30 protein-coding genes and 1 pseudogene are annotated in these 26,867 nt (G+C 71.8%); 12 read left to right on the forward strand and 19 right to left on the reverse strand.

All coding sequences use genetic code 11. The features are described from left to right. Window positions 1-209: hypothetical protein (locus ABZ318_RS18855; protein WP_356903585.1), on the reverse strand; the 209-nt coding region annotated here is incomplete at its 3' end. A gap of 26 nt (window positions 210-235) precedes the next feature. Here ABZ318_RS18855 and ABZ318_RS18860 point away from each other — a divergent pair. Together ABZ318_RS18860 and ABZ318_RS18865 are read left to right on the forward strand one after the other, a co-directional pair. Next, window positions 236-1,645 carry a vanadium-dependent haloperoxidase gene (locus tag ABZ318_RS18860; RefSeq protein ID WP_356903586.1) on the forward strand — a complete coding sequence of 470 codons (1,410 nt, stop codon included), beginning with the start codon at window positions 236-238 and terminating at the stop codon, window positions 1,643-1,645. Between the two features lie 122 nt (window positions 1,646-1,767). Beyond that, a complete protein-coding gene (locus tag ABZ318_RS18865; protein WP_356903587.1) occupies window positions 1,768-2,328 on the forward strand; it encodes a DM13 domain-containing protein in 561 nt (186 codons plus the stop codon). Between the two features lie 43 nt (window positions 2,329-2,371). Here the strand turns inward: ABZ318_RS18865 and ABZ318_RS18870 are convergent, their stop codons facing one another. Together ABZ318_RS18870 and ABZ318_RS18875 are read right to left on the reverse strand one after the other, a co-directional pair. Continuing rightward, window positions 2,372-2,875: a MarR family winged helix-turn-helix transcriptional regulator gene (locus ABZ318_RS18870; protein WP_356903588.1), complete on the reverse strand. Its 504-nt coding sequence runs from the start codon at window positions 2,873-2,875 to the stop codon at window positions 2,372-2,374. 256 nt (window positions 2,876-3,131) lie between these two features. Next, a complete protein-coding gene (locus tag ABZ318_RS18875) occupies window positions 3,132-3,731 on the reverse strand; it encodes a TetR/AcrR family transcriptional regulator (protein WP_356903589.1) in 600 nt (199 codons plus the stop codon). 250 nt (window positions 3,732-3,981) lie between these two features. On the opposite strand from ABZ318_RS18875, the gene ABZ318_RS18880 reads away from it, so the two are divergent. Both ABZ318_RS18880 and ABZ318_RS18885 read left to right on the forward strand, forming a co-directional pair. Next, a complete protein-coding gene (locus ABZ318_RS18880; RefSeq protein ID WP_356903590.1) occupies window positions 3,982-4,629 on the forward strand; it encodes a peroxiredoxin-like family protein in 648 nt (215 codons plus the stop codon). Window positions 4,630-5,033: 404 nt separating this feature from the next. Further along, complete coding sequence (locus ABZ318_RS18885; RefSeq protein WP_356903591.1) at window positions 5,034-5,318, forward strand: hypothetical protein; 285 nt, start codon at window positions 5,034-5,036, stop codon at window positions 5,316-5,318. A 225-nt stretch (window positions 5,319-5,543) separates the two neighbouring features. Here the strand turns inward: ABZ318_RS18885 and ABZ318_RS18890 are convergent, their stop codons facing one another. Next, entirely contained in the window at window positions 5,544-6,098 is a 555-nt protein-coding gene (locus ABZ318_RS18890; protein WP_356903592.1) for a DUF5994 family protein, read from the reverse strand. 344 nt (window positions 6,099-6,442) lie between these two features. Then, the gene (locus ABZ318_RS18895) at window positions 6,443-6,709 is read right to left on the reverse strand and encodes a hypothetical protein (RefSeq protein ID WP_356903593.1); all 267 of its coding nucleotides are present in this window, start codon (window positions 6,707-6,709) and stop codon (window positions 6,443-6,445) included. Window positions 6,710-6,956: 247 nt separating this feature from the next. On the opposite strand from ABZ318_RS18895, the gene ABZ318_RS18900 reads away from it, so the two are divergent. Then, entirely contained in the window at window positions 6,957-7,490 is a 534-nt protein-coding gene (locus tag ABZ318_RS18900) for a DUF5994 family protein (protein WP_356903594.1), read from the forward strand. A 112-nt stretch (window positions 7,491-7,602) separates the two neighbouring features. Here the strand turns inward: ABZ318_RS18900 and ABZ318_RS18905 are convergent, their stop codons facing one another. The 4 genes and pseudogenes from ABZ318_RS18905 to ABZ318_RS18920 all read right to left on the reverse strand — a co-directional run bounded on the left by ABZ318_RS18905 (window position 7,603) and on the right by ABZ318_RS18920 (window position 10,168). Beyond that, complete coding sequence (locus tag ABZ318_RS18905) at window positions 7,603-8,088, reverse strand: DUF1269 domain-containing protein (protein ID WP_356903595.1); 486 nt, start codon at window positions 8,086-8,088, stop codon at window positions 7,603-7,605. A 27-nt stretch (window positions 8,089-8,115) separates the two neighbouring features. Continuing rightward, window positions 8,116-9,195: pseudogene (locus ABZ318_RS18910) on the reverse strand (alkyl sulfatase dimerization domain-containing protein); the annotation flags it as partial. Further along, window positions 9,114-9,713: a SulP family inorganic anion transporter gene (locus tag ABZ318_RS18915; protein WP_356903629.1), complete on the reverse strand. Its 600-nt coding sequence runs from the start codon at window positions 9,711-9,713 to the stop codon at window positions 9,114-9,116. The gene ABZ318_RS18915 and the pseudogene ABZ318_RS18910, both read right to left, overlap by 82 nt. Continuing rightward, entirely contained in the window at window positions 9,701-10,168 is a 468-nt protein-coding gene (locus ABZ318_RS18920; protein ID WP_356903596.1) for a SulP family inorganic anion transporter, read from the reverse strand. Before ABZ318_RS18920 ends, ABZ318_RS18915 begins: the two co-directional genes overlap by 13 nt. 69 nt (window positions 10,169-10,237) lie before the next feature. Between ABZ318_RS18920 and ABZ318_RS18925 the strand changes: the two genes are divergently transcribed. Then, window positions 10,238-10,906 (forward strand): GAP family protein, encoded by a 669-nt coding sequence (locus ABZ318_RS18925; protein WP_356903597.1) that lies wholly within the window; start codon window positions 10,238-10,240, stop codon window positions 10,904-10,906. 162 nt (window positions 10,907-11,068) lie between these two features. Here the strand turns inward: ABZ318_RS18925 and ABZ318_RS18930 are convergent, their stop codons facing one another. Further along, window positions 11,069-11,560, reverse strand: a complete 492-nt coding sequence (locus tag ABZ318_RS18930; protein ID WP_356903598.1) for a DUF1772 domain-containing protein — start codon at window positions 11,558-11,560, stop codon at window positions 11,069-11,071. Between the two features lie 5 nt (window positions 11,561-11,565). Then, window positions 11,566-12,219 carry a maleylpyruvate isomerase family mycothiol-dependent enzyme gene (locus ABZ318_RS18935; protein WP_356903599.1) on the reverse strand — a complete coding sequence of 218 codons (654 nt, stop codon included), beginning with the start codon at window positions 12,217-12,219 and terminating at the stop codon, window positions 11,566-11,568. Between the two features lie 71 nt (window positions 12,220-12,290). Between ABZ318_RS18935 and ABZ318_RS18940 the strand changes: the two genes are divergently transcribed. Further along, window positions 12,291-13,241 carry a LysR family transcriptional regulator gene (locus tag ABZ318_RS18940; protein ID WP_356903600.1) on the forward strand — a complete coding sequence of 317 codons (951 nt, stop codon included), beginning with the start codon at window positions 12,291-12,293 and terminating at the stop codon, window positions 13,239-13,241. 284 nt (window positions 13,242-13,525) lie between these two features. On the opposite strand, the gene ABZ318_RS18945 is transcribed toward ABZ318_RS18940, so the two are convergent. The 3 genes from ABZ318_RS18945 to ABZ318_RS18955 form a co-directional block, all read right to left on the reverse strand. Then, window positions 13,526-14,803, reverse strand: coding sequence for a hypothetical protein (locus ABZ318_RS18945; RefSeq protein WP_356903601.1), 1,278 nt, complete (start codon window positions 14,801-14,803; stop codon window positions 13,526-13,528). Between the two features lie 406 nt (window positions 14,804-15,209). Continuing rightward, the gene (locus tag ABZ318_RS18950; RefSeq protein ID WP_356903602.1) at window positions 15,210-15,674 is read right to left on the reverse strand and encodes a DUF4240 domain-containing protein; all 465 of its coding nucleotides are present in this window, start codon (window positions 15,672-15,674) and stop codon (window positions 15,210-15,212) included. A gap of 589 nt (window positions 15,675-16,263) precedes the next feature. Beyond that, on the reverse strand, window positions 16,264-16,923 hold the full coding sequence (locus tag ABZ318_RS18955) for a deoxynucleoside kinase (RefSeq protein ID WP_356903603.1): 660 nt from the start codon (window positions 16,921-16,923) through the stop codon (window positions 16,264-16,266). A 399-nt stretch (window positions 16,924-17,322) separates the two neighbouring features. Here ABZ318_RS18955 and ABZ318_RS18960 point away from each other — a divergent pair, with 399 nt between their 5' ends. Next, the gene (locus ABZ318_RS18960; protein WP_356903604.1) at window positions 17,323-17,811 is read left to right on the forward strand and encodes a hypothetical protein; all 489 of its coding nucleotides are present in this window, start codon (window positions 17,323-17,325) and stop codon (window positions 17,809-17,811) included. Between the two features lie 194 nt (window positions 17,812-18,005). Here ABZ318_RS18960 and ABZ318_RS18965 read toward each other — a convergent pair whose 3' ends face one another. Then, complete coding sequence (locus tag ABZ318_RS18965) at window positions 18,006-18,230, reverse strand: dodecin (protein ID WP_356903605.1); 225 nt, start codon at window positions 18,228-18,230, stop codon at window positions 18,006-18,008. Window positions 18,231-18,508: 278 nt separating this feature from the next. Between ABZ318_RS18965 and ABZ318_RS18970 the strand changes: the two genes are divergently transcribed. The 3 genes from ABZ318_RS18970 to ABZ318_RS18980 all read left to right on the forward strand — a co-directional run bounded on the left by ABZ318_RS18970 (window position 18,509) and on the right by ABZ318_RS18980 (window position 21,610). Next, entirely contained in the window at window positions 18,509-19,759 is a 1,251-nt protein-coding gene (locus tag ABZ318_RS18970) for an extracellular solute-binding protein (protein WP_356903606.1), read from the forward strand. 139 nt (window positions 19,760-19,898) lie between these two features. Further along, entirely contained in the window at window positions 19,899-20,699 is an 801-nt protein-coding gene (locus tag ABZ318_RS18975) for a GNAT family N-acyltransferase (protein ID WP_356903607.1), read from the forward strand. Then, the gene (locus tag ABZ318_RS18980) at window positions 20,696-21,610 is read left to right on the forward strand and encodes a lysophospholipid acyltransferase family protein (RefSeq protein WP_356903608.1); all 915 of its coding nucleotides are present in this window, start codon (window positions 20,696-20,698) and stop codon (window positions 21,608-21,610) included. The genes ABZ318_RS18975 and ABZ318_RS18980 overlap by 4 nt, the downstream gene beginning before the upstream one ends. Here the strand turns inward: ABZ318_RS18980 and egtD are convergent. Genes egtD through egtA form a run of 4 tightly spaced genes read right to left on the reverse strand, consistent with a single transcriptional unit; the run spans window position 21,505 to window position 25,800 of the window. Then, on the reverse strand, window positions 21,505-22,470 hold the full coding sequence (gene egtD / locus ABZ318_RS18985; protein ID WP_356903609.1) for an L-histidine N(alpha)-methyltransferase: 966 nt from the start codon (window positions 22,468-22,470) through the stop codon (window positions 21,505-21,507). The two genes, ABZ318_RS18980 and egtD, sit on opposite strands and share 106 nt — an antisense overlap. Continuing rightward, entirely contained in the window at window positions 22,467-23,219 is a 753-nt protein-coding gene (gene egtC / locus ABZ318_RS18990) for an ergothioneine biosynthesis protein EgtC (protein WP_356903610.1), read from the reverse strand. The genes egtD and egtC overlap by 4 nt, the downstream gene beginning before the upstream one ends. Beyond that, window positions 23,219-24,544 carry an ergothioneine biosynthesis protein EgtB gene (gene egtB / locus ABZ318_RS18995; protein ID WP_356903611.1) on the reverse strand — a complete coding sequence of 442 codons (1,326 nt, stop codon included), beginning with the start codon at window positions 24,542-24,544 and terminating at the stop codon, window positions 23,219-23,221. The genes egtC and egtB overlap by 1 nt, the downstream gene beginning before the upstream one ends. After that, window positions 24,541-25,800, reverse strand: coding sequence for an ergothioneine biosynthesis glutamate--cysteine ligase EgtA (gene egtA, locus ABZ318_RS19000; RefSeq protein ID WP_356903612.1), 1,260 nt, complete (start codon window positions 25,798-25,800; stop codon window positions 24,541-24,543). The genes egtB and egtA overlap by 4 nt, the downstream gene beginning before the upstream one ends. A 198-nt stretch (window positions 25,801-25,998) precedes the next feature. On the opposite strand from egtA, the gene ABZ318_RS19005 reads away from it, so the two are divergent. Continuing rightward, the gene (locus ABZ318_RS19005) at window positions 25,999-26,829 is read left to right on the forward strand and encodes a TIGR02452 family protein (protein ID WP_356903613.1); all 831 of its coding nucleotides are present in this window, start codon (window positions 25,999-26,001) and stop codon (window positions 26,827-26,829) included. Window positions 26,830-26,867 lie beyond the last annotated feature (38 nt).

The following is a 26,867-nucleotide window of genomic DNA, read 5'->3' on the forward strand; positions in this document are numbered from 1 at the left end:
TTGCCCGGCGAGGTGTTCAGGTAGCGGTAGAGGTCGCCGCCCGAGGTGACGCCGAGCAGGTCGCCCTTGCCGTCGGCATTGAGGTCGCCGGGGGCACCGGCCTTTCGGTCATCTACGTGCGCGGGGTCGGCCATTCCGCGCCGGTACGGACCAAGTCCGCCCATGACCCACGCCATGATCTCGCCCGCCACCAGACGTGTGGTGATCAACCGACGTGATCACAAGGAGCATCGTGATGGCACCCACTCCGCGCAACCGGCTCAGAGCCCTGGCGGTCGCCGCCGTCCTCGCCACGACCGGGACGCTTCTGACCGTCTCCCCGCAGCCCGCGCGGGCGGCCCTGCCGCCGCAGGCGATCAAGGACCCCGTCCACTACTGGAACGACGTCCTGCTGAACGTGGTCCGGCGCGAGGGTGGCGGCCCCGGGCCGATGGCGCGCGCCGCGGCCATGCTGAACGCCGCGATCTACGATGCCGAGAGCTCCTACCAGCTCAAGTGGAAGGGCAGGATCACCTCGGAGCCGTACATCCACGCCGAGAAGTACGCCGGCTGGATCGAAGGCCCGGACGAGGAGGAGCGGGTCGTCGGGCGTACGGCCTACAACATCCTTCTCAAGCTGTACGGGAGGAACCAGACGGCCTACCTCGACGCCCGCTTCCGGGAGCGGTTCGGCACCGAGCCGACCGAGTTCGACCTCCTCGACGCCACCGTCGTCGGCAAGATGGTGACCCAGATGATGGACGCCCGGAACGGCGACGGGTCGGACGACGACCGCGTCTATGTCGGCGACTCCGCGCCGGGGGCCTGGCGGCCGACCAGCTACCCGGACATGCAGGACCCCCACTGCACCCGGGCGAGCCAGGCCGTCACGCCGTACTGGGGTCTGGTCAAGCCCTTCGCCCTCACCTCCGGATCGCAGTTCCGGCCGCCCACGCCCGGCCTGTACGGGACGTACGAGCAGCTGCTCGCCAGCGACGCGTACAAGGCCCAGGTGGAGGCCGCCCGGTCGGCCGGCGCCGACAAGCCGACCGCGAAGACGCCCGTGATCAACCGCACCCCCGACCAGGAGGCTGCCGCCTGGTTCTGGGCCAACGACAACGACGGCACGTACAAGCCGCCCGGCCAGCTCCTCCAGGCCACCCGCGAGATCGCCACCACGCGCGGGCTGACCACGTACGAGAACGCGAAGCTGTTCGCCCTCGTGTCGATCGCGATGGCCGATGCCGGCATCGCCGTCCGCGACGTGAAGTACCTGACGCCCATCGACCTGTGGCGACCCGTCTCCGCCATCCGGGAAGGCGGGCTCGACCCGGAGTGGAAGCCGCTCCTGAAGAACCCGGCAGGCGTCAACGTCACACCGTGCTTCCCGGCGTGGGCATCGGGCCACGCCACGTTCGGAGCGGCCTGGGCGGGCATCATGAAACGGTACTTCGGCTCGGACGGCATCGCCTTCGACATGACCACCGACGAACCCCGCTCCCCGGTCAAGTCCCGTCACTTCACCAGCTTCAGCGCCGCCGCCCGCGAGGACGCCAACAGCAGGATCTGGCTCGGCGTCCACTTCCCGTGGGACGCCGAAGACGGTCTCACCCTCGGCGACAGGATCGCGGGCCACGTCTTCACCACCAGGCTGCGCACGCTCTGAGCGGGCGGACACGTCCCGGCCCGATGACGTAAGCCTTTCGTCATCGGGCCGGGGCTGTCCGACGGGGGTCAGAACGTCTTGGATGGCGGAGGAAGGCGAACAGAGACGTGGAAGGGGGCGTCGTGGAGCGCGTCACGAGGAAGCAGCGGTGGGCCGTGGTGATCGTCGCGGGCCTTGCGTTGGCAGTGGCCGGGTCGCTGTGGTTCGAGCCCTGGGCGCTGTGGGTGGACGAGACGGTGAACGAGGCGCTGCCTTCCGCGCGTGCGACTCCGAACGGACCTGCGACGAGTGGGCTTTCCTCCGCGTCGGTCACTCCCGCACCGTCCGGCCCGGTCACCGTCGCGCAGGGCGTCTTCGTCAGCCACGAGCACGCCACGACCGGCACGGTGAGGATCGTCCGGTTCGCGGACGGCACCCAGACGCTCCGGCTCGAAGGCCTGGACACGAGCAACGGCCCGGACCTGCGCGTCTGGCTGAGCGACGCGCCCGTGAAGGAGGGCGAAGCGGGCTGGGACGTCTTCGACGACGGGAGATACGTCGACCTGGCCAAGCTGAAGGGCAACAAGGGCGACCAGAACTATCCGCTGCCCTCCGACTTCGACTGGTCGAAGTACCCGAGCGTCAGCATCTGGTGCGACCGGTTCGACGTGTCCTTCGGCGCTGCGGCGCTCGCTCGCACCTGACACCGGTACGACGGGTGCGCGCCGCCGACGCCCCGGAGCGGAATCAGGATGGGTCGCGAGGGCCCCCGTCGCCCTCGACGTTGGCCACCATCCTGCGCAGCACCTTGAGGGCGGCCACGTACTCCTCGTCGCTGATGCCCTGGTGGACCACCGCGCGTACCTCGGTCGCCAGCTCACGGAGCCGTACTCTGGCGGCCTCCCCGGCATCCGTGAGGTGCAGGCGCTGCCCGTCGTCGATCCGGAGCCATGCGCGGTGGAGCAGCTGGTCGATGACCCTGCCGATTTCGTGCGGGCCGTCGGCGAGGTGCGTCAGCTGGGCGACGACCTCCTCGCGGCTCGGCGCCGCGGGGCCGCCGTTCACGCGGTTGAGCACCCAGTACTGCGGCTGCGTGACGTCGATCTTGGCCATGGCGTCCCGCAGATGCCGGGTGACGGCCGTCTGGGTCAGGCCGCACCAGTAGCCGATCGGCTGAGTGACCAGCATGTCATCGGTGGCGGCCGGGTTCGCCGGCGCCTGGTCGGTGGTGGATCCAGTCAGTAATTCCATGATCGAGACGCTACATTCCGCCGGCGCGTCGAACCAGTGGATGCTGCGAACCGGCTTTTCTACGTGAAGGGTTCCGAGACCGTGGACAGGACGGTCGCCATCAACCCCGGAGGCCCGCACGGCGGACGCCGAGGACGTCGGAAGGGCCCGGACCGAGCCCTCGCCGGCCACAGGCTGAGCAGAGGGACCGAAGCGGCCGGGTCGGACGGGCGAGGATTTCCGTCCGGCCCCGCGACGCGTCGATCGTGTCCGGCCGTCAAGCGGCCGCCGGAGCGCTCAGCACCCCCAGCGCGGCTTTCACGGTCTCTACGAGCGCCTGCTCGTCCGCTCCGGCGCGTGACCGCACGTTGACCCCGTACGCGAGCAGAGCCAGCAGATCGGCGGAGGAGCCCGCGTCGACGCCACGGGCGAGCTGTCCCTGCGCCTCCGCGGTCACCAACGCCGCGTGCATGGCGTCACGCAACCGCTGGTGATGCTGGTCGAGGACGGCGCGCACCTGGGGGTCGCCGTTCTCGGCCCCGGCGTGAGCGTTCGAGACCATGCAACCCCACCGGGCGTACTCGCCCGAGCAGCGGGCCGCGATGAGCCCCGTGAAGAACTCGGTGATGGCCGGCAGTCCTCTGTCGTCCTCGGTGAGGCGCTCGAACACCGGCTGGGAGCGGTACTCGAGGTAGCGGCGCAGGGCTGCGAGGTAGAGCGCCTGCTTGTCGCCGAAGGTGGAGTAGAGGCTGGAGCGGTTGACTCCGGTGGCGTTCACGATGTCCTGGATTCCGGTCGACGCCATTCCCTGACGCCAGAAGAGCCGCACCACGGTCTCCAGGGTCGCGTCCGGATCGAAGTGCTTGATGTCCGGCATGTTCCACCCCGCTATCTTGAAATAAGAGTTCCAAGATAGCGGGGACCGGTCATCCGCGCTTCGCTTCGTCGCGCGCCACGCGGTCCGGGCCCGCGCGTTCACCCGGGCGCTCGCGCTCGCCGACCACGGTCCCTTCACGACCCTCTGTCGCCCCAACTGCCGTGGCACGGCTGGTGCATGTCCTCGCCCGCCGCTATCTTGAAACGATCGTTCCGAGTTACGTCCAGGCCCAGTTCAGGAGGAACCAGCCATGACCCTCAACGCCGAGCTGCGCAGCTTCTACGAGGCCCGACAGCAGCAGATCCCCGCCGAGGTGCGGGCCGTCATGAACCGCGCGGGCCAGGAGCTCGCCGCGTCCGGGCAGGCCGAGCGCGCCCTCGCCGCCGGAGCCCGGGCCCCGCGGTTCACCCTCGCGTCCGCGACCGGCCGGACCGTCTCCCTCGACGCACTGCTCGCCGACGGCCCCGTCGTCCTGACCTTCTACCGCGGCGCCTGGTGCCCGTACTGCAACATCGCCCTCCGCTCGCTCCAGCAGCACCACGCGGACATCACGGCCCGCGGAGCCCGTCTGGTGGCCGTCTCCCCGCAGATCCCCGACGAATCGCTGTCCCTCACCGAGAAGCACGAGCTCGCCTTCGACGTCCTCAGTGACATCGGGTCCGACACCGCCAAGCAGTACGGGCTCGCGTTCGATCTGCCGGACGACCTCGCGGCCGTCTACGAAAAGCTCGGCTTCGACCTCCAGCGAGTCAACGGCGGCCACCCGCGCACCCTTCCCCTGCCGGCGACGTACGTCATCGACCGCGACGGCACCATCCGCTGGGCCTTCGCCGACACGGACTACACCGCCCGTGCGGAGCCGGCCGACATCCTGGCCGCTCTCGACGCCCTCGCCTGAGCCCACCGCGCAGCGGCGCCCGGGTCGTGCCGTTCTCCGGGCGGACGGGGAGCCGTCCTGCTGCTTCGAGCCGGGTCAGTCGCCGGTGTTCCCCGTCGGCCCGGCGTCGGTCTCTTCCGCCCCGCACCCCGCTCCGTACTCCTCGGTGACACGACCGTCTCCCCGGAATCCCCGTGGTTCGTCACCGACACCGCCGCCCCCGCACTGGCCGCCTTCTCACCGAGTTCGCCCCACACCCCCCGCCGACAGGACCTCCCCGCCCTCTTCGCCTCCGCCAGCCCCGCCCGGGGTACGCGCTCCGCTCCTTCGCCGGGCGCGTACCCCCGGGACGCGTCGTTCCTCGGCGCCGAGCTTTCTTCCTGGACTCGCCCCGGCGAGAGGACCGACCTGGCAGGCTTGCCGTCGTGAGGTACGCCGTGACAAGCGAGGTCAAGCTGCACATCGACCTGACCCGCGAGAGCCTGGAGGCCGCCGGCGCCCTCGACCGCTTCGCCGACGAGATCTACGAGGACATGGACTTCGAGTGGCTCTACGACGACTCGAAGAACGGCACCGACGAAGACCCCGCCCTGGACGCCATGGGCATCACCCCCCTGTCCTTCAGCGGATGGTTCACCCCGTTCAACGAAGACAGATATGTCCACCCCTACGCCGCCGACGAGGAAGCAGACCTGGAGAAACGCCCCTGACGCCGACGGACCGGACGGCTGCGTCCCCCCGGCCCGCCGGCTCATGCCACGCGCTCCACGCCGGCTCGTCCTTGCCGCCAAGTACAGAGAAGGCACTTGCTGGTTGGGGAGCGCGGTGGGCTCGGGTGGTCTCGCGGGGGCTTGGGGAGCAACCGGAGGGCGGGGCGCAGCAGCCGTGCCGCCTCCCGGGACAGGGGAGCGGCACGGTGGCGGGGGCGGCCTGCGTCACCTTCGCATGCTCCGCGGCAGAGGGATCATGCGTGCTCCGACGACGGGGCGGAGGTGGGGGCGTACGGGGGTCCCGCCTTCCGCCTCCCAAGCGTCCTCACCGGCTCGGGCCTCCCGCAGGCGGCGACCGGTCGCGTTCTCGTCGGACATGAGGATGTCTGCGGTGTGGAGGTTGCCAGGGGTGGACGCGGCGGCCATCAGGCGTGTGGCGGAGGCGGGTTCGGTCTCGGGGGGAATTACCAGCAGGTCGCAGCGGTCGCGGCCGTACCACAGCAGGATCATCGTGTCGGGGTCCTGACCGGTGAACCAGCCGACGTACACGGCATATTCGCCGACGGAGACCTTGTACGGGGAGACCGGCCAGGGCGCGGGGTTCGCCGTGATGCGCGTGACGCGTCCCCAGCGTTTCCGCAGCGCGTCCACCAGGGGCGGCAGCTCGGTGGCGAGATCGCGTGAGTACGGCCACCAGGCGCCGTCCAGCAGGCCGGCCAGGGAGGTGTTCGGTGTCAGCGCCAGGCGCGCCTGGCGGGTGGGAGCGGTCGTGCTGGTCATGAGACCGAGACCCGTCCCCGGGACGCCCGCGAGCGGCCCGGCGTATCGATCGCCGGGAACGACGTCCGCGTGGAGGCGGGCGTACGAGGTGCTTCCGGTACCTCCAACGTACTCCGCGCCGGGGCCGGACGGGGGCGACGGGCCGGGCCGGTTCTTCCGGTGGCCGTGCCGTCGGACGTGCGGAGCCTCCAAGCGGGACGCACGGAGCCTCCAAGCGGCCGACAGGCCGACGGCCTGGTCCGGTGCCGGCGTGTGCCCGGTCCGGCGGCATCGCGGTGCGGCTTCCAGGATGCTCCCCGGCAGCGGGAGCCGCCACGCGTGCCCACCCGGGGGCGAAGGGCCGGTCAGGGTTCCTCGGCGTGGGGCCCGGTGCCGCTCGGGGGCCTGCTGGTGGACAGCCAGGACCGGGCCGGTCCGGCGGGGTGCGCGGTGTCGACGGTGAGGTGGAGGCGGGTGCCGCCGCCCGGAGTGGGGTAGCTGCGCTGCTCGCCGCCGGCGAAGCAGTGGCGGAGGATGTCGGCCACCATACGGGCGGCGTCCGGGGAGGCGGCCACGATGCGGACCTCCGCGTATCCCGCCGGAGGCAGGGCTTCTGGTTCGTTGCGGTCCAAGGTGGCACCGTCCTTTCGGCACGGGGACGCGTCTGCGGGCGGGCCGAGCGAGGTGGGCACGCCCCGGTACGTCCACCGTACGTCCGACGAGCCCGGTGCCGGACGGCTCCGCAGCGGGGAGCGGCGCGTACCCGCGCCCTCCCGGAGTACGGTGAAAGAACGGGGCCGTCGTCCCGCCCGTTGGCCCGCACCCGCCGCGCCGCCGAGGGACGGCAGCGGAAGCACCCCGCGGACGGGCGGATCGATCATGACCGACGCAGGCTTCACCCCCCACGTCCCCACGCCTCCGCGCCTTCTGCCGGACGAGATCCACCGGGCCGTCGGACCGGGCACCGCGCTGCTCCGACTGGAGACGACAGGGTCCCGGCAGAGCCTCCTCGACGGCGCGTGGTGGCCGCGCTCGCGTGACGTCGAGCGGGAGATCCCGCCGTTGATCACCGCCCTGACCGAGCACCTCGGGCCCGTCACCCGGGTCGGCCTGGACGCCTCCGCCTGGAACGGCATCCCGCCCCGCCTCATCGTCGACGACCGGGTCGTGCACCTCGACTCCTTCCCCGTCGGCGACGACACCGTCCTGATCACCCGCGGCGACAACGACCACTTCTCCCTCATGGTCGTCCCGCCGAACACGACGTCCGATGCCGCCCGCACGGCCATGGCCCGCGCCGTCCACGCCGACAACGTCACCCAGGCCGCCGAGATCCTCCTCGCCGAACTCCCGCACCCCGCGGCCCCGTCGGGCGACACCGCCCTGGACAATGACGAAGCCCCAGGTCGCTGACCCGGGGCTTCGTTCACGAGCGGATGACGGGGGACGACGGGAATCGAACCCGCCTGGCACGTCGAGGCACGCGCAGCCGTGGGCTGGTCGTGGAGGGGAAACCGCGAGGGTGTCAGGCGTCGAAGACTTCCCGGAGCTTGGCCTCGTCGTCCTTGGAGAGGTTGCTGCGGATCAGCTCCGCGCTGCCGGCCGGGAGGGCCTCGTGGACGCGGTCGAGGACGGCGTCGGAGGTGAGGAGGAAGAGGGCGGAGGTGCCCGGCTTGACCTCGCCCCGGACGCTTTCGATGAAGTCGTCGTCGATGCCGACGTCGGCGAGGGAGCCGCCGAGCGCGCCGCCGAGGGCGCCGAGGGCCGCGCCGAGGAGCGGCACGAAGAAGATCAGGCCGAACAGCATGCCCCAGAAGGTGCCGGAGAGGGCGCCGGTGGTGGTGAGGTTGTTCAGCTGCTTGGTCTTGGGCTGCTTGCGGTTCTCCGGCCAGGTCACGACGGCCGCGTCGTGGACCTGGACGAGGCCCTGCTTCTGGAGGGAGAGCAGAGTCTCCTCGACCTGGGCGGCGCCGTCGGGGGTGGGGAACTTCCAGGCGGTGAGGGTGGCCACGGGGGGTCCTTTCGCGGGGTGCGGTGTTCAGGGGGTGACGATCGGGAAGCCCGGGTCGGGCTGGGTGACGTACGAGAAGAGGCGGGCCAGTAGGGCCGGATCGCCGTCGGTGGTGATGCCGTCGAGGAGCATGTCGGTGGTCAGCGCCATCGCCATCTCGGGGTTGGCGGTGTCGAGCAGGGCGGCGTTCTCGCCGTGGCGCAGTTCCATCGCGGAGGTGAGGTAGAAGTTGCGCCAGGTGCCGTTCTCGGCGCCGTGGCCGAGCCGGTCGTAGACCCCCGCGAGGGTCTCCTTGGCCTCGGTGTCGCCGGGGTCGGCGAAGACGAGGTGGTTGAGGAGGGTGGCGGCGAAGCGGAGGTCGCCCCGCTCGATGTAGTCGCGGGCCTTGGCGAGGGCCTGGCGGGGGCCGCCGGCGAGGTCGACGTACCGCTTGGCGAGTTCGACGGGCGGGTGCTCCCACAGGGTGGCCGCGTTGCCGTTGAACCAGCCGAGGTAACGCTGGTAGATCGCCTTGACGTTGTGGTTCAGGGAGCCGTAGTAGCCGCGCGCGTGCCAGGAGTTCTCCAGGGCGGGCGGGAGCTGGATCTCCTCGGCGATCTCCGGGCCGGTCAGGCCGCCGTTGAGCAGGCGCAGGGTCTGGTCGTGCATGTACGCGTAGAGGTCGCGCTGTTCGGAGAGGAAGCGCACGACGTTGTCGTGGCCCCAGGTGGGCCAGTGGTGGGAGGCGAAGGCGACGTCGTACTGCCCGTCGAAGAGGTCGATGGCCTCGTCGAGGTAGTGCGACCAGATGCGGGAGTCGCGGACGACGGCGCCGCGCAGGGTCAGGATGTTGTGCATGTTGTGCGTGGCGTTCTCCGCCAGGCACAGCGCCCGCTTGTCCGGGAAGAGGAAGTTCATCTCGGCCGGGGCCTCGGTGCCGGGGGTGAGCTGGAAGACGATCCGTACGCCGTCGACCGTCTCCTCCTGGCTGGTTGCGGTGATGTCCACGGTGGGCGGGATGAGCGTGATGGTGCCGGTGGAGGTGGTCATGCCGAGGCCGGCGCCGATCTGGCCGTCGGGCGCCTTGGGCAGCCGGTCGCCGTACATGAAGACCGCGCGGCGATCCAGGCGTGCCCTTCGGCGACCGCCGTGTGCAGGGCCCCGAACAGCTCGGAACGGGCCGGTACGACTCCTCCCTCGCCGAGCCGGCCGCCCAGCCCGGACGCCTCCAGGGCCCGTACGAGCGGGGGCTGGACCCCGGCCAGGACGAGCCGGCCTCCGGCGTCGGCGAGCGCCCGGGCGTACCGGTCGAGGAGCTTGAACACGGCCGAGGACGGCACGTCCGGCACGGTGCGGGCCCCGGCGGAGACGGCCACCCCGGTGCGGGACATCGAGCCGCCGGAGGGCAGCGCCTGGAACAGGCCGCCGAGGAGGTTCGCGTAGCCCTGGGAGCGGAAGTCGCCGTTGTCGTCGGAACGCGAGCCGTCCGGGTTCGGCATGGACGGCGAGATCCCGGCTGCCTGCGCGAGGGCGACGAGCGCCACGGAGAACGCCCCGCCGATCAGTTCGGGCACGGCGGACAGGTCGGGGGCGGTGAAGGAGGGCAGGGCGGCGGGGATCGAGGCGATGCCCTTCACCAGTTCCACGTCGACGGACAAGGCCGCCCCCCGACGCTCGCGACGACCATGGCGATCAGCAGGGCCACCGGTTCGAGCCGCTTCACCGCCCGCGCCGCCGCCCAGACGCCCAGGGTGACGACGGCGACGAGGGTCGTGGCTCCCTTCCAGTCCCCGACGTGCACCAGCCAGTCGCCCAGCTGGTACAGCTTGTTGTGCCCCTGCGGCTGGTAGCCCGTCGCGCCCTTCAGCACGCCCGTGATGATCTGCAGCGCGATGCCGGTGGAGAACCCGGTCATCGCCGCGTTCGACACGAAGCTCATGACGGCGCCGAGCCGGAGCACGCCCATCAGCAGCATCACCGCGCCGACCGTCACCGTCACCGTCAGCACGGCCACGTTGCCGGCGTCCTTCGGGCCGTGCCCGGCGTCGGACAGCACGCTCTGCGAGGTGAGTACGATCGCGCTGGTCAGCGTCGTGACCATGAGGACGGTACGGGGGGGGTCAGCGAGCCCACGATCGCCGGCGCCACGCCCGCGACCGGGCTGAACCCGGTGATCGCCGCGTACGCCATCCCCTCCGGCATCGCGATCAGCCCGCTCCCCCTCATCGCCGTCATCCTGATGCCGGCCACGCCGAAGGGCCGCGGCAACGGCCTCGCCTTCACCGCCGGCTGGGTCCTGTCCCTCGCCGCCCTGGTCACGGCGATCGTCGTGGCCGGCTCCGGCGCCGACGCCTCCCGGGGCGACGAAGGCCCCGCCACGTGGACCCTGTGGCTCAAGCTCGCTCTCGGCGTCCTCTTCCTGCTCATGGGCGTCAAACAGTGGAAGGGCCGTCCCGGGGAAGGACGTACGAGCGAGCCGCCCGGCTGGATGAAGGCCATCGACCGCTTCACCCCCGCCAAGGCCGCCGGCCTCGCCGCCGCCCTGGCCGTCGCCAATCCCAAGAACCTCGTCCTGGCGGTCGGCGGCGCCGTCTCCATCGCCTCCAGCACGGCCTCCACCGGAGGCAAGACCGTCGCGGCCGCCCTGATGGTCCTGATCGCCGCCCTCTGCACCCTCCTCCCGCTCGCCGTCTACCTCTTCGGCGGCGCCAGGTCCGCGAAGGTCCTCGGCGAGTGGAAGGCATGGATGGCCGCCCACAACGCCGCGATCATGACCACCGTTCTCGTCGTCCTCGGCGCGAAGTACGTCGGCGACGCGATCAGCGGCCTGACCACCTGAGAGACCGGGACGACGAGAGCCCGGGGCACCGACCCCGGAACACACCACGCGGGCGGATGGGCCGGTGCGACGGCCGGTGGACGTGAGCGACCGTCGGAAGCCCGATCCGGCGCCTCGTCATGGCACTTGCGGCGCCGTCCCCGAGTCACGCCTTGATCGTTTTCAGGCCGGGGTGGTCCGCGGCTGCTTCCCGTCTCCCGGCGGTTGTCTCAGGGAGAGGCTGATCAGCAGAGCGAACGCGATGAGGGCGGTGAGCGTGCGCAAGGTGTTGAACAGTTCCCAGCGCCGCAGGATCTCCGCGTGATCGAGCGGTGCCGAACTGAGCGCCCATTCCTTGATCCGGCCGTTGATCGGCACGTTGCCGAGCCGGGTGATCAGGAAGGACGCGAGGGTCAGCAGACCCGCCGAACCCGCGACCAGCCGGGCGCGGCCACGTGTCGAGCTCGCGAGAGCGAGAGAGCTCAGCGTCGACACAGCCATCGCCGCCTGCACGGTGATGCCGTTCATCTTCATCAGCTCGGCGTGGAACGACAGCCGCATGTCGAGCGGTACCGCGTTGAAGGTGGGGACGAGGTTGGCCGCGCCGTAGCCGAACGCGCCGGCGAGGAGACCGGTGGCGAGCAGGGCCAGCCCCTGGAGGAGTCGGACGCGCATGTTCGTCACCCCTGCGCGGTGACGAAGCGGTCGCGCGGTTCGCCGTGGAGGTGTCCCGGTGGGAGCCGTCGGCCGTATGCGAGCAGGAGGAGGTCCTGTGCGGCGCCGGACAGGGGCGTTCCGGTACCGAAGGACCAGTCGAGGTCGTCGGCGCGGAGTTCGATGCCGTCCAGGTCGGCTCCGAAGAACCCGAGGGTCCTGGCGTCGACGCTTTCCAGGAGGATGCGCACGCGATCCTCGGGAACCCGGCGGCCGAGGCCCAGAGCGACCGTGATGTCCAGGCCGTGGATCACGTCGTGGCCCAGGGCCGCTTCGATCCCGCCGACCGGCGGCTTCCAAGGGTGATCCGCGTTGTCACCGAGGAACGCGGCCAATTCGCGTGTCGAATGGACGGCCGCGTCCTTGTGGGCACATCGGTCGGTCATCCGGTGAAGGCTGCCTCGTGCTCTGATCAGTTCCCGCGCGATCTTGGGGAGCGAATACCGGAACCCCATCGTCATGTGGGCCGCGACCTCCCGCACCCGCCAACCCCCGCACAGGCTCGGAGCGTCCCACTCCTCGGCCGACAAGCCGTCCAGCACGGCCGCCAACTCCCGGCGTTCGGCTGCGATCGCGGCTTTGACATCCGCCGCTGGTCTCCGGTGCATCGTGTTCCCCATGGCCTCAAGGCTCTCGGCAGCGTCGCCATAAGTCCAAGAGTTTGCATGTCTCGCAACTAGAATGATCAGTTATGGACATTCGGCAGCTGCGGTACTTCGTCACGGTCGCGGAGGAAGCCAACTTCACTCGTGCCGCCGCCCGTCTGCACCTGGCACAGCCGGGGGTGAGCGCCCAAGTCCGCCGGCTCGAAAAGGAACTCGGGCACCCGTTGCTCGACCGCTCCGGCCGCTCGGTGACCCTGACGGAGGTGGGCGAGGCCGTACTGCCGTACGCACGGGCCGCACTCACCGCCGTCGAAGCGGCACGGCAGACCGCGGAGGAGTTCACCGGGCTGCTCCGTGGCCAGGTCACCCTCGGCCTCGTCTCGGGTGCGGCCGCGGCGGCCCACGAGTTCGACCTGGCCGCCGTACTGGCCGGCTTCCACGAGGACCACCCCAAGGTCGAGATCGCCCTGACCGAGGACACCTCGGAGCGGATGCTCACCGCACTGAATCGTGGGGACCTCGACATCGCCGTGATCGGACTCGCGGACGAGGAACCCCCGCCGGGCACCTCGGTCCAGGTCCTGGTCGACGAACCCCTGGTCGCAGCCGTGGCCCCGGACGACGGCGCCCTGACGCCCCCGGACCGCACGAGCATTCCGTTGGCCGAGCTCCGCGATCGTCCACTGATCAGCCTGCCCCGTGGCACGGGGCTGCGCGGGGTCCTCGACCGGGCGTGCGCGCGGGCCGGGTTCCAGCCCCGCATCGCCTTCGAGGCAGCCGCTCCGCTGTTCCTCGCACAGCTCGCCGCCCGCGGTCTCGGCGTGGCGGTGGTTCCAGCCCTCCCCGCTGGTGTGGCCGCAGCCCTCGGGCTGCGGACGCTGGAGATCACCGAGCCGCGGCTGCGCGGCCGCGTCGCTCTGGCCTGGCGGGCGGACGGCCCCTCCAGCCCCGCGGCCACCGTCTTGCTGGACCTGCTGCGCAAGACCCTCACACCACCGGGTGAGAAGTGCCTCGGGACCGGGCCTGACGCACCGTGAGGGCGGTTGTGCCACGGGAGTGACACGCGGGCCCTGAGGAGTCTGGACGAGGACGAAGCCCCGGGTCACCGACCTGGGGCTTCGCACGAAGAGCGGATGACGGGAGTCGAACCCGCGCCACAAGCTTGGGAATCACCGCCGCTCGGGCCGCCAATACGGCATCTGACCTGCGGGCAAGTCCCCTTGTCGGGCCTGCCGAGAGGTTCCGCTTGAGGGCACGGATGGGGCATGCCTCCTCGGCGATGCCCACCATTGGCTCAGGTGGGTACCGCTGACGGCGCGCGTCAAGAGTCCGCAGAGGTCTCCCCGGCCGGCCTCTTCCCGGGGCGGGGCAGCCGGACGGGTCCGATGGTGTGGGTCACTACAGGGTTCCCGTCGGCGCCTGGGGTGATGAGGGCCAGCTCGCCGCCTTCGTAGGGCGCGCCGAGCATGACGGCTTCGTGGGGTCGCGTCTCGGTGATCGGGACGTCGTTGATGTCGTCGATGTCGTCGGTGTGGTGGGCGACAGTGATCTCCGCACCGAACTGCTCGCGCTCGTCCGCGTCCGGGAGCACTGGTACGCAGACACAAGTGAACAGAGGTGCGCTTCCTGCGGTGTCGTCGGCGGCGTAGACCCAGGTCCGGCCGTCGTGGCCCAACCGCTCCAGCACCCTCAGGGCGGGCACCGGTGCGAGGCGCAGCGCCGTGCTTCGTCGGCGTGCCAGAAGCCCTGTCGTCAACAGTGAGAGCCCGGGCAATCCGCCGGCCAGGACCAGCAACTGCCAGCCGAGCGCGTCGTACGGCTCGGCGGCCAGGCGCGGCCCCGATTCGTCCTCCAGCACTGTGACGGTGGTTCCGAGGCGGTAGTCCTCGGGGAAGAGGGCGTCGACGGTGATACGACGCCCGTCATGGGCGCGGACCCGCAGCGACATGTCCGTACGGCCGGTGACTTCGGTCTGGGTACGGGTCGCCCGGGCGGCCTGCCGCTCGTCTTCGTGTACGGCGCGCAGGCCGAGGGCGATCGCGCCGGCGGCTACGGCGCACAGGGCCAGCCCGGCGGCGATCGGGATCGTCCCCCGCCTCCGCGGGCCGGCCGGCTCCCACCGCCGGCGCTCTGTGGTGGCGGCCCGGCCGACGAGCTGCCACTGCCTCCGCCGGGCCGCCAGCCTGACCCATGCCGCCGCCCAGCCGAGGCCGAGGGCCGCGATGACGGCCAGATTCGCTGCCCGGGATCCCCAGCCGGCGGAGGGAAGCTCCTCCCATGCCACGATGGCGACCAGCACCGGCGCGGCGACGAGAGCGAGCTCCGGGAGCCTGGCATTCCAGTACAACAAGCCGATGGCCAGGCCCGCCTGCACCATGCCGATCCAGTCCGGACCGCACGGGGCCGCGTCGCTGCACACGGACAGCGGTTCCATGGCGATCGCGGTGGCCACTGTCGCCAGCAGCGCCAGGACGGACCACAGCGGCCTCGCCCACGAGGCTGGGCGGGCGCTCGCCCAGGCCGCCGCGTCGGCGGACAGCCAGGCAGGAACCTCTTCGGAAGCGGAGTCCGTCGATATGGGCAGGGAAGTCTGGGACACCCGAGGATTATGCGGCACTCCGTTGGCAACGGAGGCGGGTCTTTTCTGACAGGCGCGGTGGCAGTGGATCAGCAGGCCGACCCACTGCCATGCCATGGGGCTGACTCCTGGAGGAGGACGTGCGTGGAGCGGCTGTGGGGGCAGCTGACGAGCGCTGAGGTGATGGCGTCGTGCGCACTGGCGTCAGGTGCGCTCGTGTCCTGGGGGCGCCGGTGGCCGTCGTGCTCTTCATGGCGGTCGTACATGCGAGGGCGGTCCGAGTGGAGAACCCGAATGTCTGACGGTCGGCCGAGCTCCACCCTCCCCGCATCGCATCCGTCTCCGCGAGTGACGCCGCTTGATGTTTCGGGATTGGACCGAGCGGGAGAATTTTTCGCAACGTGGCCCCGGCGGCAGGTGGAGGTAGCTACGGCCACCCGTCCTCATTGCTGCCCGTCTCGTAGTCAAAGGGCTCGATGTGATCCCACTCTGCGCCGGTCACTTTCTTGAAGGCGGTCGGGGCGGCCTCAAGCAACTCTTCGGCTACGACCGCGTCGTCGGTCGTATAAGGGGAGAAGTCGATTCCCTCGGGATTCGACACAATCTCTCTGTACGTGTCCCGGCCTGTCAGGATCACCGCACATCGCGCATAAAGAAACCCGTCCTCGGATTGCGGAACAGGTCGGCCGGATCCAGAAGTCTCGCCCTTCACTGGAGTGTCGGCAAGAACTTTGAGGTCGAGCCGAAAGAGGTGCTCTGCCAGTGTGTCGGCGAATCCCGTGATCTCGTTCGCCGTACAGTTTTCCAGTCTGGACGAGATCGCGCCGCAGTGGCTGGAGATATCGGCCTGGGCGGACGTTTCGACGATTTCCCAAAAATCGGAGTCTTGCACCCTCTACCTCTCCAGCACGGCTTTGTGGGCAACATACTTGACGCCTCGAAAAGGGGCAAGGTGGGAGAGATCGATCTCGGCGGGAGGGGCCGACTCGTCCTCCCGCCGGTGGCGGACCGATCCGGTCCGTCCCCCTTGAGTCACCTCGTCTCGCCACCGACGCCCCTGGCGCCGTGGCGAGTTGGTGGAAGTGTCGGGTGGTGGGGGAGGCGTCCGTTCACATGCGCGGATACGAGTACCAGAGCCGGGGCGGCGGCATCGGACGCCACAACAGCGTGTGTGGGGGAGCGGCTGACCGTCGAGCGGCTGACCCGGCTGCGCGTGAGGTGGCCAGGCAGACGGCGCCCCGGTGGCGGGTACCCGAACCGCAGGCGATCGCGGACGGGATCGCCTCGGAACTCGCCACACTGTCCCCGGAGAGGCCGGACCGATCACGGAGCTCGCCGTGACGGTCCTGTCCGGGGTCCCGGTGGTGGGCGCGGCGGGGACGGTGCTGTGGCCGGCGGTGGTGCGCACCCCGGGGCTCCCTCACCCCGGCGCGGGTCCGGCAGGCCGGGCTCGGACCCTGGGCCGGTCGTAGAGCGCGGGCTCAGACGCGCCGGCCCGCCGCCAGGGCGTCCTTGACCTCGCGCGCCACGCGGTCCGCGTCGTCGGGGTTGTTCACCACGTCCGTGCGGTTCATGTCGATGACGAGGACCTCGCTGGCCGAGTAGTGCTTGTGGACCCAGTCGTCGTAGCCGGACCACAGCGTCCGGTAGTACTCGACGAGGCTCTCGTCCTGTTCGAAGTCGCGTCCCCGCAGCCCGATGCGGTGCAGTACCGTCTCGAAGTCCGCCTTGAGATAGACCATGAGATCGGGTGCCTTGCGGTACGGCAGGCCGTCGATCTCGCGCATCATCTCCTCGAGCAGCCCCTCGTACACCTGCATCTCGAGGGAACTGATCCGGCCCAGCTCGTGATTGACCTTGGCGAAGTACCAGTCCTCGTAGATCGAGCGGTCGAGCACGTTGTCGTCCTGCTTGTACGCCTCCTTGATCGCGGCGAACCGCGTCTGCAGGAAGTACAGCTGGAGCAGGAAGGGGTAGCGCTTCGCCTGGATCTCCTCGGGGCTCGCCGAGTAGAAGAGCGGGAGGATCGGATTGTCGTCCACGCTCTCGTAGAAGACTTCGCTGCCCAGCTCCTTGGCGAGCAGTTCGGCGACACTGGTCTTGCCGATCCCGATCATGCCTCCGACGCAGATCACCGACATACCTCACTTCTCCCTGGGGGCTCTTCTTCTCGTGGGCGGGGGAGCTGGGCCTCCCGCACCACTGAGACGCACACCGGTGGTCCCGCGATTCCCGGGATTCTCGTGATCAACATCATGAGGACCGTCAGGCCCGAAGGCTTGCTCCGGACCGACCGGACCGGACCGCTCGCCTCGGCCGGCGGGCCGGCCGTTCCGCGGCTGTCGCACACAGCGACAGGCTGCGGCCCCGCGGCCGCCTTGAATCCTAGGTGACGATTCTCCCCCTGCCGGCCGGTGTGCCGGGACCGGCCTGCACGGTGGGGTGGCGGCGTGGCGCCTCGCCCCGCCGCTCCCTCCGGCCCGGCTGCCCCGCGCGCGGATTCCGGGCGCCCCCCGTCATGCGGCTCCTACGCTGGGCCCGTGACATCGGACAACAGGCCCCTGGCCGTCTTCGACCTCGACAACACCCTCGCCGCGACCGCGCACCGCCAGCACTTCCTGGAGCGCAGGCCCAAGGACTGGGACGGCTTCTTCGCGGCGGCGCCCGACGATCCGCCGCTGGAGGAGGGCATCGCGCTGTGCCTGGAGGCGGCCGAGGAGTGCGAGGTGGTCTACCTCACCGGGCGGCCCGAGCGCTGCCGACGCGCGACCGTGGAGTGGCTGGCCGGGCAGGGCCTGCCGGAGGGGGCCGTCCACATGCGGCGCAACCGTGACTTCCGGCCGGCCAGGGTGACCAAGGTGGAGATCCTGCGCCGTCTCGCCGCCGACCGCACGGTCAGGGTGCTGGTCGACGACGATCCGGCGGTGTGCGACGCGGCGGAGGCGGCGGGCTTCCGCGTCGTACGGGCCCGCTGGGCGGAGCCCTCCGAGGCGCTGAGGGAGGCTCAGGAGGAGGAGGGGCGCACCTGAGGAAGCCCGCACGAGGTCAGGCCCGGGCGAGGTGCCGACCGGGGTCGGAACCGGTCGGGCCCGGGCCGGCACCCGGCCGTGGGGAGGTCAGGACGGTGTGTTCTCGACCGGCCGTGGGGAGGTCAGGACTACGCGCCCTCGCCCCGGCCGTGGGGAGGTCGGGACGACGCATCCCCGACCCGGCCGTGCGGAGGTCAGGACAGTGTGTCCTCGTCCTCCAGGCGGAAGCCGACCTTCAGCCCGACCTGGTAGTGCTCGATCGCGCCGTCGACGAGGTGGCCGCGCACCTGCGTGACCTCGAACCAGTCGAGTCCCCTCAGGGTCTGCGAGGCGCGCTCGATGCCGTTGCGGATGGCCTGGTCGACGCCCTCGGTGGAGGTGCCGACGATCTCGGTGACGCGGTAGGTGTGATTCGACATGGGGGCCGAACTCCTCTCGGTGCGGTCCCTCCACGGTGCCCCAGGGCGCGTCGGCGCGCGACACGACGGCGGCCGGGCGACTCACGAGTAACTACCGAGGGTAACGAGTGGATCGTCCGTCCGGGTGCGCGGCGAGGTCGTCAAGGACTTGACCATCCCGTTGGTCCAGACCAGAATCCAGGCCACATACCCGCGCGAACACCCCGTTCGGTCCCCCCATGCCGGGTCAGCCCCCATGCGCACGACCCTGTGCTGAACCTGAGCAGAAGGTGACCCACGTGAAGAACCGCCCTCTCGCCTGCCCCCTGGCAGCCGCCACCGCGCTCGCCCTCGCCGGCTGCGGGATGCTCCCGAGCGGCGACGGCGGGACGAGGACCGTGAACGTCTGGCTCATGCGGGACAGCGTCAGCGAGGACTTCCTGAAGCGCTTCACCGAGGAGTACGAGCAGGAGCACGAAGGGGTCGAGCTCGAGTTCACGATCCAGGAGTGGACCGGCATCGGGAAGAAGGTCACCGAGGCGATCCAGGGCTCCGGCGGCCCCGACGTCATCGAGGTCGGCAACACCCAGGTCGCCCAGTACGCCGACACCGAGAAGCTCTTCGACCTCACCCTGGAGTCGGTCCGCGACCTCGGCAGCGAGGACTGGCTGCCCGGTCTCGCCGAGCCCGGCAGCATCGCCGGAGCCCAGTACGGCATCCCCTGGTACGCGGCCAACCGCATCGTCATCTACAACAAGGACCTGTTCGAGGACGCCGGCATCGACAAGCCGCCGGCCACCCGGGCCGAGTGGCTCGACGACACCGAGAAGCTCAACACGAACGGCACCCAGGGCATCTACCTCGCCGGACAGGACTGGTACACCCTCGCCGGCTTCATCTGGGACGAGGGCGGCGAACTCGCCGTCGACAAGGGCGGCCAGTGGACCGGCGCGCTCGACAGCCCGGCCGCCCAGCGGGGCATGGCCTTCTACAAGGAGCTCCAGGCCCTCGGCTCCGGCCCGAAGAACGCCGACGAGCAGACCCCGCCGCAGGCCGGCGTCTTCGCCAAGGGCGACGTCGCCCAGCTCATCGCCACGCCCAGCGCCGTCGCCGCCATCCTCAAGGCCGACCCGGGCCTCAAGGACAAACTCGGCTACTTCCCGATACCCGGCAAGAAGGCCGGCCGGCCCTGCGCCGTCTTCACCGGCGGCTCCGATCTCATCATCCCGGAGAACGCCCCCCAGCGCGGCGCCGCCCTCGACGTCGTCAAGGCCCTCGCCGGCGAGAAGTGGCAGTCCGAACTCGCCCGCGCCATGGGCTACGTGCCCAACAAGAAGAGCCTCGCCTCCGTCGTCGCCGGCCAGGAGGCCACCGCCGCCATGGCGAAGGGCGCCGCACGAGGCCGGGCCACCCCCAACTCCCCGCAGTGGGCCAGCGTCGAGGCCGACAACCCCATCAAGCCGTACATGACGGCCGTCCTCCAGGGCGAGGACCCCGTCAAGGCGGCGAAGGAGGCCTCGACCGCGATCACGGACACCCTCGCCGAATAGCATTCAGCGTTCGCACACCCGCGAGCCCCCGGACGGTCATGTCGAATCCAGCCGGTGACGGAAGAAACGAGGAGCCGGGCCACCGCTCACGCGGCCCGGTCCCGTCCCTTCCCCTTCCGTCCCGCCGGAGGAGCCCGCCATGTCCGCACCGACGCCCACGCTCGCCGTGCCCGTGCCCGCACAGCCCCAGGTCCCGACCGAGCAGCCCACGCCCCGGTACGTCGTCGGCCTCGCCCGGGACCAGGAGGACGTCCGGGCCGCCCAGCGGCTGCGCCACCAGGTCTTCGCCGGCGAGCTGGGCGCCCGGCTCGACGGCCCCGAGCCCGGCCTCGACACCGACGCCTTCGACGCGTACTGCGACCACCTCCTGGTACGGGAGGAGAGCACCGGCGAGGTCGTCGGCACCTACCGGATCCTGCCGCCCGACCGGGCCGCCGTCGCCGGCCGTCTCTACTCCGAGAGCGAGTTCGACCTCACCAGGCTCGCCCCCGTCCGGCACGACCTGGTGGAGGTCGGCCGCTCCTGCGTCCACCCCGCCCACCGCAACGGCGCCGTGATCGCCCTCATCTGGGGCGGCCTCGCCCGCTACATGACCCGCACCGGCCACAACTGGCTCGCCGGCTGCTGCTCGGTCCCGCTCGCCGACGGCGGCACCCTCGCCGCCGCCACCTGGGACACCGTCAGGGCCAAGCACCTCGCGCCCGAGGAGTACTGGGTCACCCCGCACAAGCTGTGGAGCCCCGACGGCATCGCCCGCCCCGAGGGCCGCACCGAGCTCCCGCCGCTGCTCCGCGGCTACCTGCGCCTCGGAGCCTGGGTCTGCGGCGCCCCCGCGCACGACCCCGACTTCGGCGTCGCCGACCTCTACGTGCTGCTCTCGTTGCGCCGCACCAACCCGCGCTACCTCGACCACTTCCTGTCGCTCGTCCCGGCGCGGTGAACGGGTCCACGGCCCTCCCGCCGTGGCTCCCCACGGCGCCCTGCACCCCGAACCACTGCGCGGCCCACCCCGAGACCGGGTCCGCCGGCCCGGACGAGCGGGCCGGTACGGTCCTCGCCGTGGCCCGGCTGACCGCCGGGACCGGCGCCGTCCTCCTCGGCGTCCTGCTCGCCCCGGCCGCGGGGCTGCTCCCGGCGACCGCCCGGCTCGCCCTCGTCCGGGGCTGGGCGCGGGCGGTGGTCCGCGCCTTCGGGGTGCGCGCCCGGTACGACGGGACGGCCGGCGCGGTCACGGGCCCGCTCCTCGTCGTCGCCAACCACGTCTCCTGGCTGGACATCCCCCTCCTCGCGGCCGTGCTGCCCGGCCGCATGGTGGCCAAGACGGAGGTCCGCCGCTGGCCCGTCCTCGGTCCGCTCGCCGCGCTCGGCGGCACCCTCTTCATCGACCGCGACCGGCTCAGGGCCCTGCCCGGCACCGTCCGGGCCATGGCCGCGGTGCTCACCGGCGGGGGCCGGGTGGTCGTCTTCCCCGAGGGATCGACCTGGTGCGGGCGGGCCGGGGGACGTTTCCGCCCGGCGGCGTTCCAGGCCGCCCTGGACAGCGGATGCGCCGTGCTGCCGGTACGGATCGACTACCGGCCCAGCTGGGCCGCCGCGTACGTGGGGGACGATCCGTTGGGCGCGTCCCTGTGGCGGGTCGTCACCGCGCGGCGGATTGTCGTCAATATTCGAATACTGGATCCGATATCCAGTATTGAGTATCCAGACCGCCGCGCCCTGGCCGCCGCAGCCCAACGAGCCGTCGCTCAGCCGACCGTGGCCAGGGACAGCGCGAACCTGCCCTCGTCGTCCGTCCACCAGTGGGCCAGTTCGAGGCCCGCGGCGGCCAGCTCCTCCCGTACACCCGCCTGACGGAACTTCGCCGACACCTCCGTCCGCATCTCCTCGCCCGCCGCGAACGGCACGACGAGATCCAGTTCCGGGATCTTCACGGTCAGCGCGCGGCGGGCCCGCAGCCGCATCTCGATCCACTCCCGCTCGGCGTCCCACACCGCCACGTGGTCGAAGGCGGCCGGATCGGCGTCCGCGCCCAGCTCCCGGTCGATCACGGACAGCACGTTCTTGTTGAACGCGGCCGTCACCCCGGCGCTGTCGTCGTAGGCGGCCACGAGCGTCGCCTCGTCCTTCACCAGGTCCGTGCCGAGCAGCAACGCGTCGCCCGGAGTGAGCAGGGCGCGGACCGAACGCAGGAAAGTACCGCGCTCGGCGGGCAGCAGATTGCCGATCGTGCCCCCGAGGAAGGCCATCAGACGCGGCCCCGGCGTCCCCGGCAGCGCGAGCCCCCGCGTGAAGTCGGCGACGAGCGCGTGCACCCACAGCTCCGGCCGGTCCGCGAGCAGCGACTCCGCCGCCCCTGTCAGCGCGGACTCGCTCACGTCCACGGGCACGTACGCGTCCAGTCCCGGCAGCAGCGCGTCGATCAGGAACCGCGTCTTCTCGGAGGAACCGGAACCCAGCTCCACCAGGGTCCGCGCCCCCGTGGCGGCGGCGATCTCCGGCGCCCGCGCGACCAGGATCTCCCGCTCCGCACGCGTGGGGTAGTACTCGGGCAGCCGGGTGATCTCCTCGAAGAGCTCGCTGCCCCGGGCGTCGTAGAACCACTTGGGCGGCAGCTCCTTGGGGGAGCGGGTCAGACCGTGCAGGACGTCGGTACGGAGATCGGCGCCGGCGGCGTCCGGGGCGAGGGTGCGGGTCAGCTGGAACGGGCTCACGCGGACGGCTCCTTGAGCGGGGTGAGGGTGACTTCGGCGCGGTCGGTGGTGACGAGCGTGTGCTCCGGCACCTCCCGCCAGCGCGGATCGTCGTCGTACGGTTCGGAGGCCACGGCCACCCGGCCGGGGGCCGACAGGTACCAGAGGCTGTTGCGCCAGGCGGTCGCGGCGATCCGGTCGCCGTCGGTGAGCAGCAGGTTCAGCCGGGAAGCGGGCGACACCGCCGCGACCTCCCGCACCGTGTCGGCGAGCGCCGCCCCCGGCGCGTCCCCGGCCCGCAGCCGGTGCAGCACGAGCGCCCAGAGCAGCGCCGAGTCGGTGCGCGCCTCCAGGCGCAGCAGCTCATCGGCCGACAGCGTCCCGGCGAGCGCGGTGAGCGAGTCGGGCCAGCCGTCGACCGCGCCGTTGTGGCTGAACAGCCAGGGCCCGGCGGTGAACGGCGCCGCGGCGGCCTCCCCGTCGGCGCCGGGAAACGTGGCCCCCCGGACCGCCCCGAGGAAGGCCCCGGAGCGCACCACCCGGGCGAGGTCCGCGAAGGACAGGTCGCCCCAGATCGGGCCAGTCCGCCGGTACCGGGCCGGCACCGGGTCCCCCTCGGCGTACCAGCCGACGCCGAACCCGTCGGCGTTCACCACGCCGCTGTCCTGCGTACGGGGTTCCCAGGACTGGCGCAGCAGGGCGTGCGGCGGCCGGACCAGGAGCTCTCCCAGCGCCACGGGCGCCCCGACGTACGCGACATGACGACACATCAGTCGAGCTCCGCGCTGCGCGCCGTCCGGAAGCCGGCGAAGATCTGGCGCCGCACCGGCAGGTCCCAGTTGCGGAAGGTGCCCCGGCAGGCGACCGGGTCGACCGCGAACGAACCACCGCGCAGCACCTTGTGCTCGGGCCCGAAGAACACCTCCGAGTACTCCTTGTACGGGAAGGCCGTGAACCCCGGGTACGGCAGGAAGTCACTGGCGGTCCACTCCCACACGTCCCCGATCAGCTGCCGTACGCCGAGGGGCGAGGCGCCCGCCGGATAGCTGCCCGCCGCCGCGGGCCGCAGGTGCCGCTGCCCGAGGTTCGCGTGCTCCGGACCCGGGTCCGCGTCGCCCCACGGGAAGCGGCGGGAGCGCCCGGTGACCGGGTCGTGGCGGGCCGCCTTCTCCCACTCCGCCTCGGTCGGGAGCCGTCGCCCCGCCCAGCGCGCGTAGGCGTCCGCCTCGTACCAGCTGACGTGCAGGACCGGCTCCTCCTCGGGCACCGGCTCCGTCACCCCGAACCGGCGGCGCAGCCACTGCCCGCCGTCCCGCCGCCAGAACAGCGGAGCCGTGATGCCGTGCTCCCGGACCTGCGCCCAGCCCTCCGGCCGCCACCAGCGCCGGTCCGTGTAGCCGCCGTCGGCCATGAAGGCGAGGTAGGCGCCGTTCGTGACGGGCGTGGTGTCGATGTGGAAGGCGGGGACGAGACGGGGGTGCGCCGGCCGTTCGTTGTCCAGGGCCCACGGCTCGTCCGACGTGCCCATGGTGAACGGGCCTCCGGGCACCAGGACTTCGGCGGGCAGCGGACCGGACCGCAGGGCGGGCGGCGGGGGAGCGGTCAGGGCGACGGGCCCCTTCCGCAGCTGATGGGTGATCAGCATCGTCTCGTCGTGCTGCTGTTCGTGCTGGGCGATCATCCCGAACGCGAAAGCGGCGTCCACCAGCGGCCGCCCCTCCAGCGGGGTGCTCTCCAGCACGTCCAGGACCCGGATCCGTACGTCGGCGGCGTAGGCCCGCGCCTCGCCGGGGGCGAGCAGCGGCAGCGAGGGACGGGAGGAGCGCGGGTGCTGGAAGGCGTCGTACAGCGAGTCGATCTCGGGCCGCAGCGCCTCGCGCCCCGCGACGGCCCGCCACAGCCACTGCTCCTCCTGGTTGCCGATGTGCGCCAGGTCCCAGACCAGCGGTGACATCAAGGGCGAGTGCTGTGCGGTGAGTTCGCCGTCCTCCACGCAGGAGGTGAGGAGCGCGGTACGGTCCCGCGCGGCGGTGAGGGCTTCGAGGGCCCGCCGCCGCAGGGCCTCGGGGCCGGCTCCCGTGTCGGCCGTGGTCATGACGTCACCACCTGGAGGTCGTCGGCCGGGCAGCCGCCGGGGATCACGTACCGCTCGTGGAAGGCGGCGACCGCCCGCCGCACCCCCTCGCTCGCCCCGATCCGGGGCAGCGCGTCGAGCGCGGCGGAGAACACCGCGCGGGCGGCGGCGTGCAGTTCGGGATCGGCGAGACCGTCACGGGCCGCCGTCAGCCACAGCGGATTGCGCGGCGCGGGACCCGGGCCCGCCAGCTCCGCGAGGGGCTTCACCGCCCGGTACGCGGTCTCCGCCGCCTCGGGGTCGTCGAAGACGGCCGTCGTCACCGCCACCGGCACCATCCAGCCGTCCCGGCCGGGTTGCGCGTCCATCATCCGCAGCTCCAGGTGCCCGCGCGGCCGCACCGGCGGGAACAGGGTCGTCATGTGATAGCGCAGGTCGTCGGCGTCGGCCGGCCGGGGAAGGCCCGTCCGCAGCCACTCCCGGAACGTCAGCCCCTCCGGCACCGCCCACGGCCCCTCCTCGGCCCGTACGCACATCACCGGGGTGTCCAGGACGTGCGCCGCCCACTCCGCGCGGGGCTCCCCGTCCGGCGGCGGCGCGAGCGTCCGCCGGGGGTCGAGCTCCGCCCACAACGCCTGCCGCGTCGAGCGCCAGCCGGTCCGGCGACCGCCGTGCACCGGGGAGTTGGCGAAGGCGGCCACCAGGACCGCGCCGAGCAGATGGGCGAGCCGCCAGCGCCGGTGGTAACCGAGCGGACCGGGCTCCTCCAGGCCGGCGTCGAGGCAGACCTGCACCGAGGCCGACTCGCACATCATCGCCCGCCCGGCCGGCCCGGTCCGGTTGAGTGCGGTCTCCATCGCGTCGTACCGCGGCTCGTGCAGGACCCGGCCGCGCGGTGCGTGCCAGGGGTCCACCCCGTAACCGCTGAGGGTCAGGCCGAGCGGCCCGAGCGCCGCCCGCACCGCGGCCAGGTCGGCGGCGAGCGAGTCGAGGCACTCCATGAGGGAGCCGGCCGGGCGCGAGCTGAGCTCCAGCTGCCCGCCGGGTTCGAACGTGAGGGCCGACACCAGGGGCAGCGCCCGTACGGTGTCCAGCGCGGCCGCGAGCCTCGGCGGCCGTACGGGAAGCCGGGGGTCCCGCAGCTCGTGCACGAGCCACTCCAGCTCCACCCCCACCGTGCGGGGCGGGCCGGTCTTGAAGCAGATACATCGCAGCAGGTCCTCCGCCTCCGCCTCGGTGAGAGGGGGGCCGCCACGCGGTATGCCGCTCGGCGACATCCGTGCACCTCCTGGTCCTCGGGGCCACGCGGGACCCGCCCGGTGAGTCGCTGCTTCCACCTAAAGCCACCACCGACCGGCGTGCAAGAGCGCCTTGCACGACCCCCACGCGCCCCTTGTGCCCCTGCTCGGCCGAAAATCCCCGCCGTCCCGGAAAACCCTTTGTCCCCACCGCAACGAAACGATCATCCTGAAGACATGAGTGCACGACTGCGCGCCATCGCGCGGCAGACCGAGGAGATCGTTGCCGAGGGCCACTACCGGGCCCCCGACGGCCGGACCGTCTCCCTCACCGAGGACCTGAAGGCCGCCCTGGCTGGAACCCGCCTCCACGGACCCGAGCCCCTCGCCGTCACGCCCGACACCGACCGGGCGCCCGCCCTCACCGTCACCCCCGAGAGCAGCCTGGCGGCGGCCCGCCGGATGACCGGGACCGACCCCACCCGCCCGGTCGCCGTCCTGAACTTCGCCTCGGCCCGCAACCCCGGCGGCGGCTACCTCAACGGCGCCCAGGCGCAGGAGGAGGCGCTCTGCCGGTCCTCCGCCCTCCACGCGACCCTGCTGCGCGCGCCCGACTACTACGCCCACCACCGGGAGGAGCGGGACGCCTTCTACACCGACCGGGTCATCCACTCGCCCCGGGTCCCGGTCTTCCGCGACGACCGGGGCGCACTGCTCGCCGAGCCCTTCACGGTCGGTTTCCTCACCTCTCCCGCGCCCAACGCGGGCGTGGTCCGCCGCCGCACCCCCGACCTCGCACACCGACTGCCCGCCGCGCTCGCGTCCCGCGCCGAGCGGGTCCTGGAGACGGCGGCAGTGGCCGGATACCGGCGGCTCGTCCTCGGCGCCTGGGGCTGCGGGGTGTTCCAGAACGACCCGGCGGACGTCGCCGGCGCGTTCAAGGCGCTGCTCACCGGCGACGGCCGGTTCGCCGGGCACTTCGAGGAGGTCGTCTTCGCCGTCCTCGACCGCTCCGCCGGCACGCCCACCCTCGCCGCCTTCCGGAAAGTTCTCGCGCACCCGCTCTGACGTGCGGCTCTCCTGCCCCCGTGCCAGGCTGAGCACAT

Source organism: Streptomyces sp. NPDC006197 (genome assembly GCF_040613865.1).
Lineage (GTDB): Bacteria > Actinomycetota > Actinomycetes > Streptomycetales > Streptomycetaceae > Streptomyces.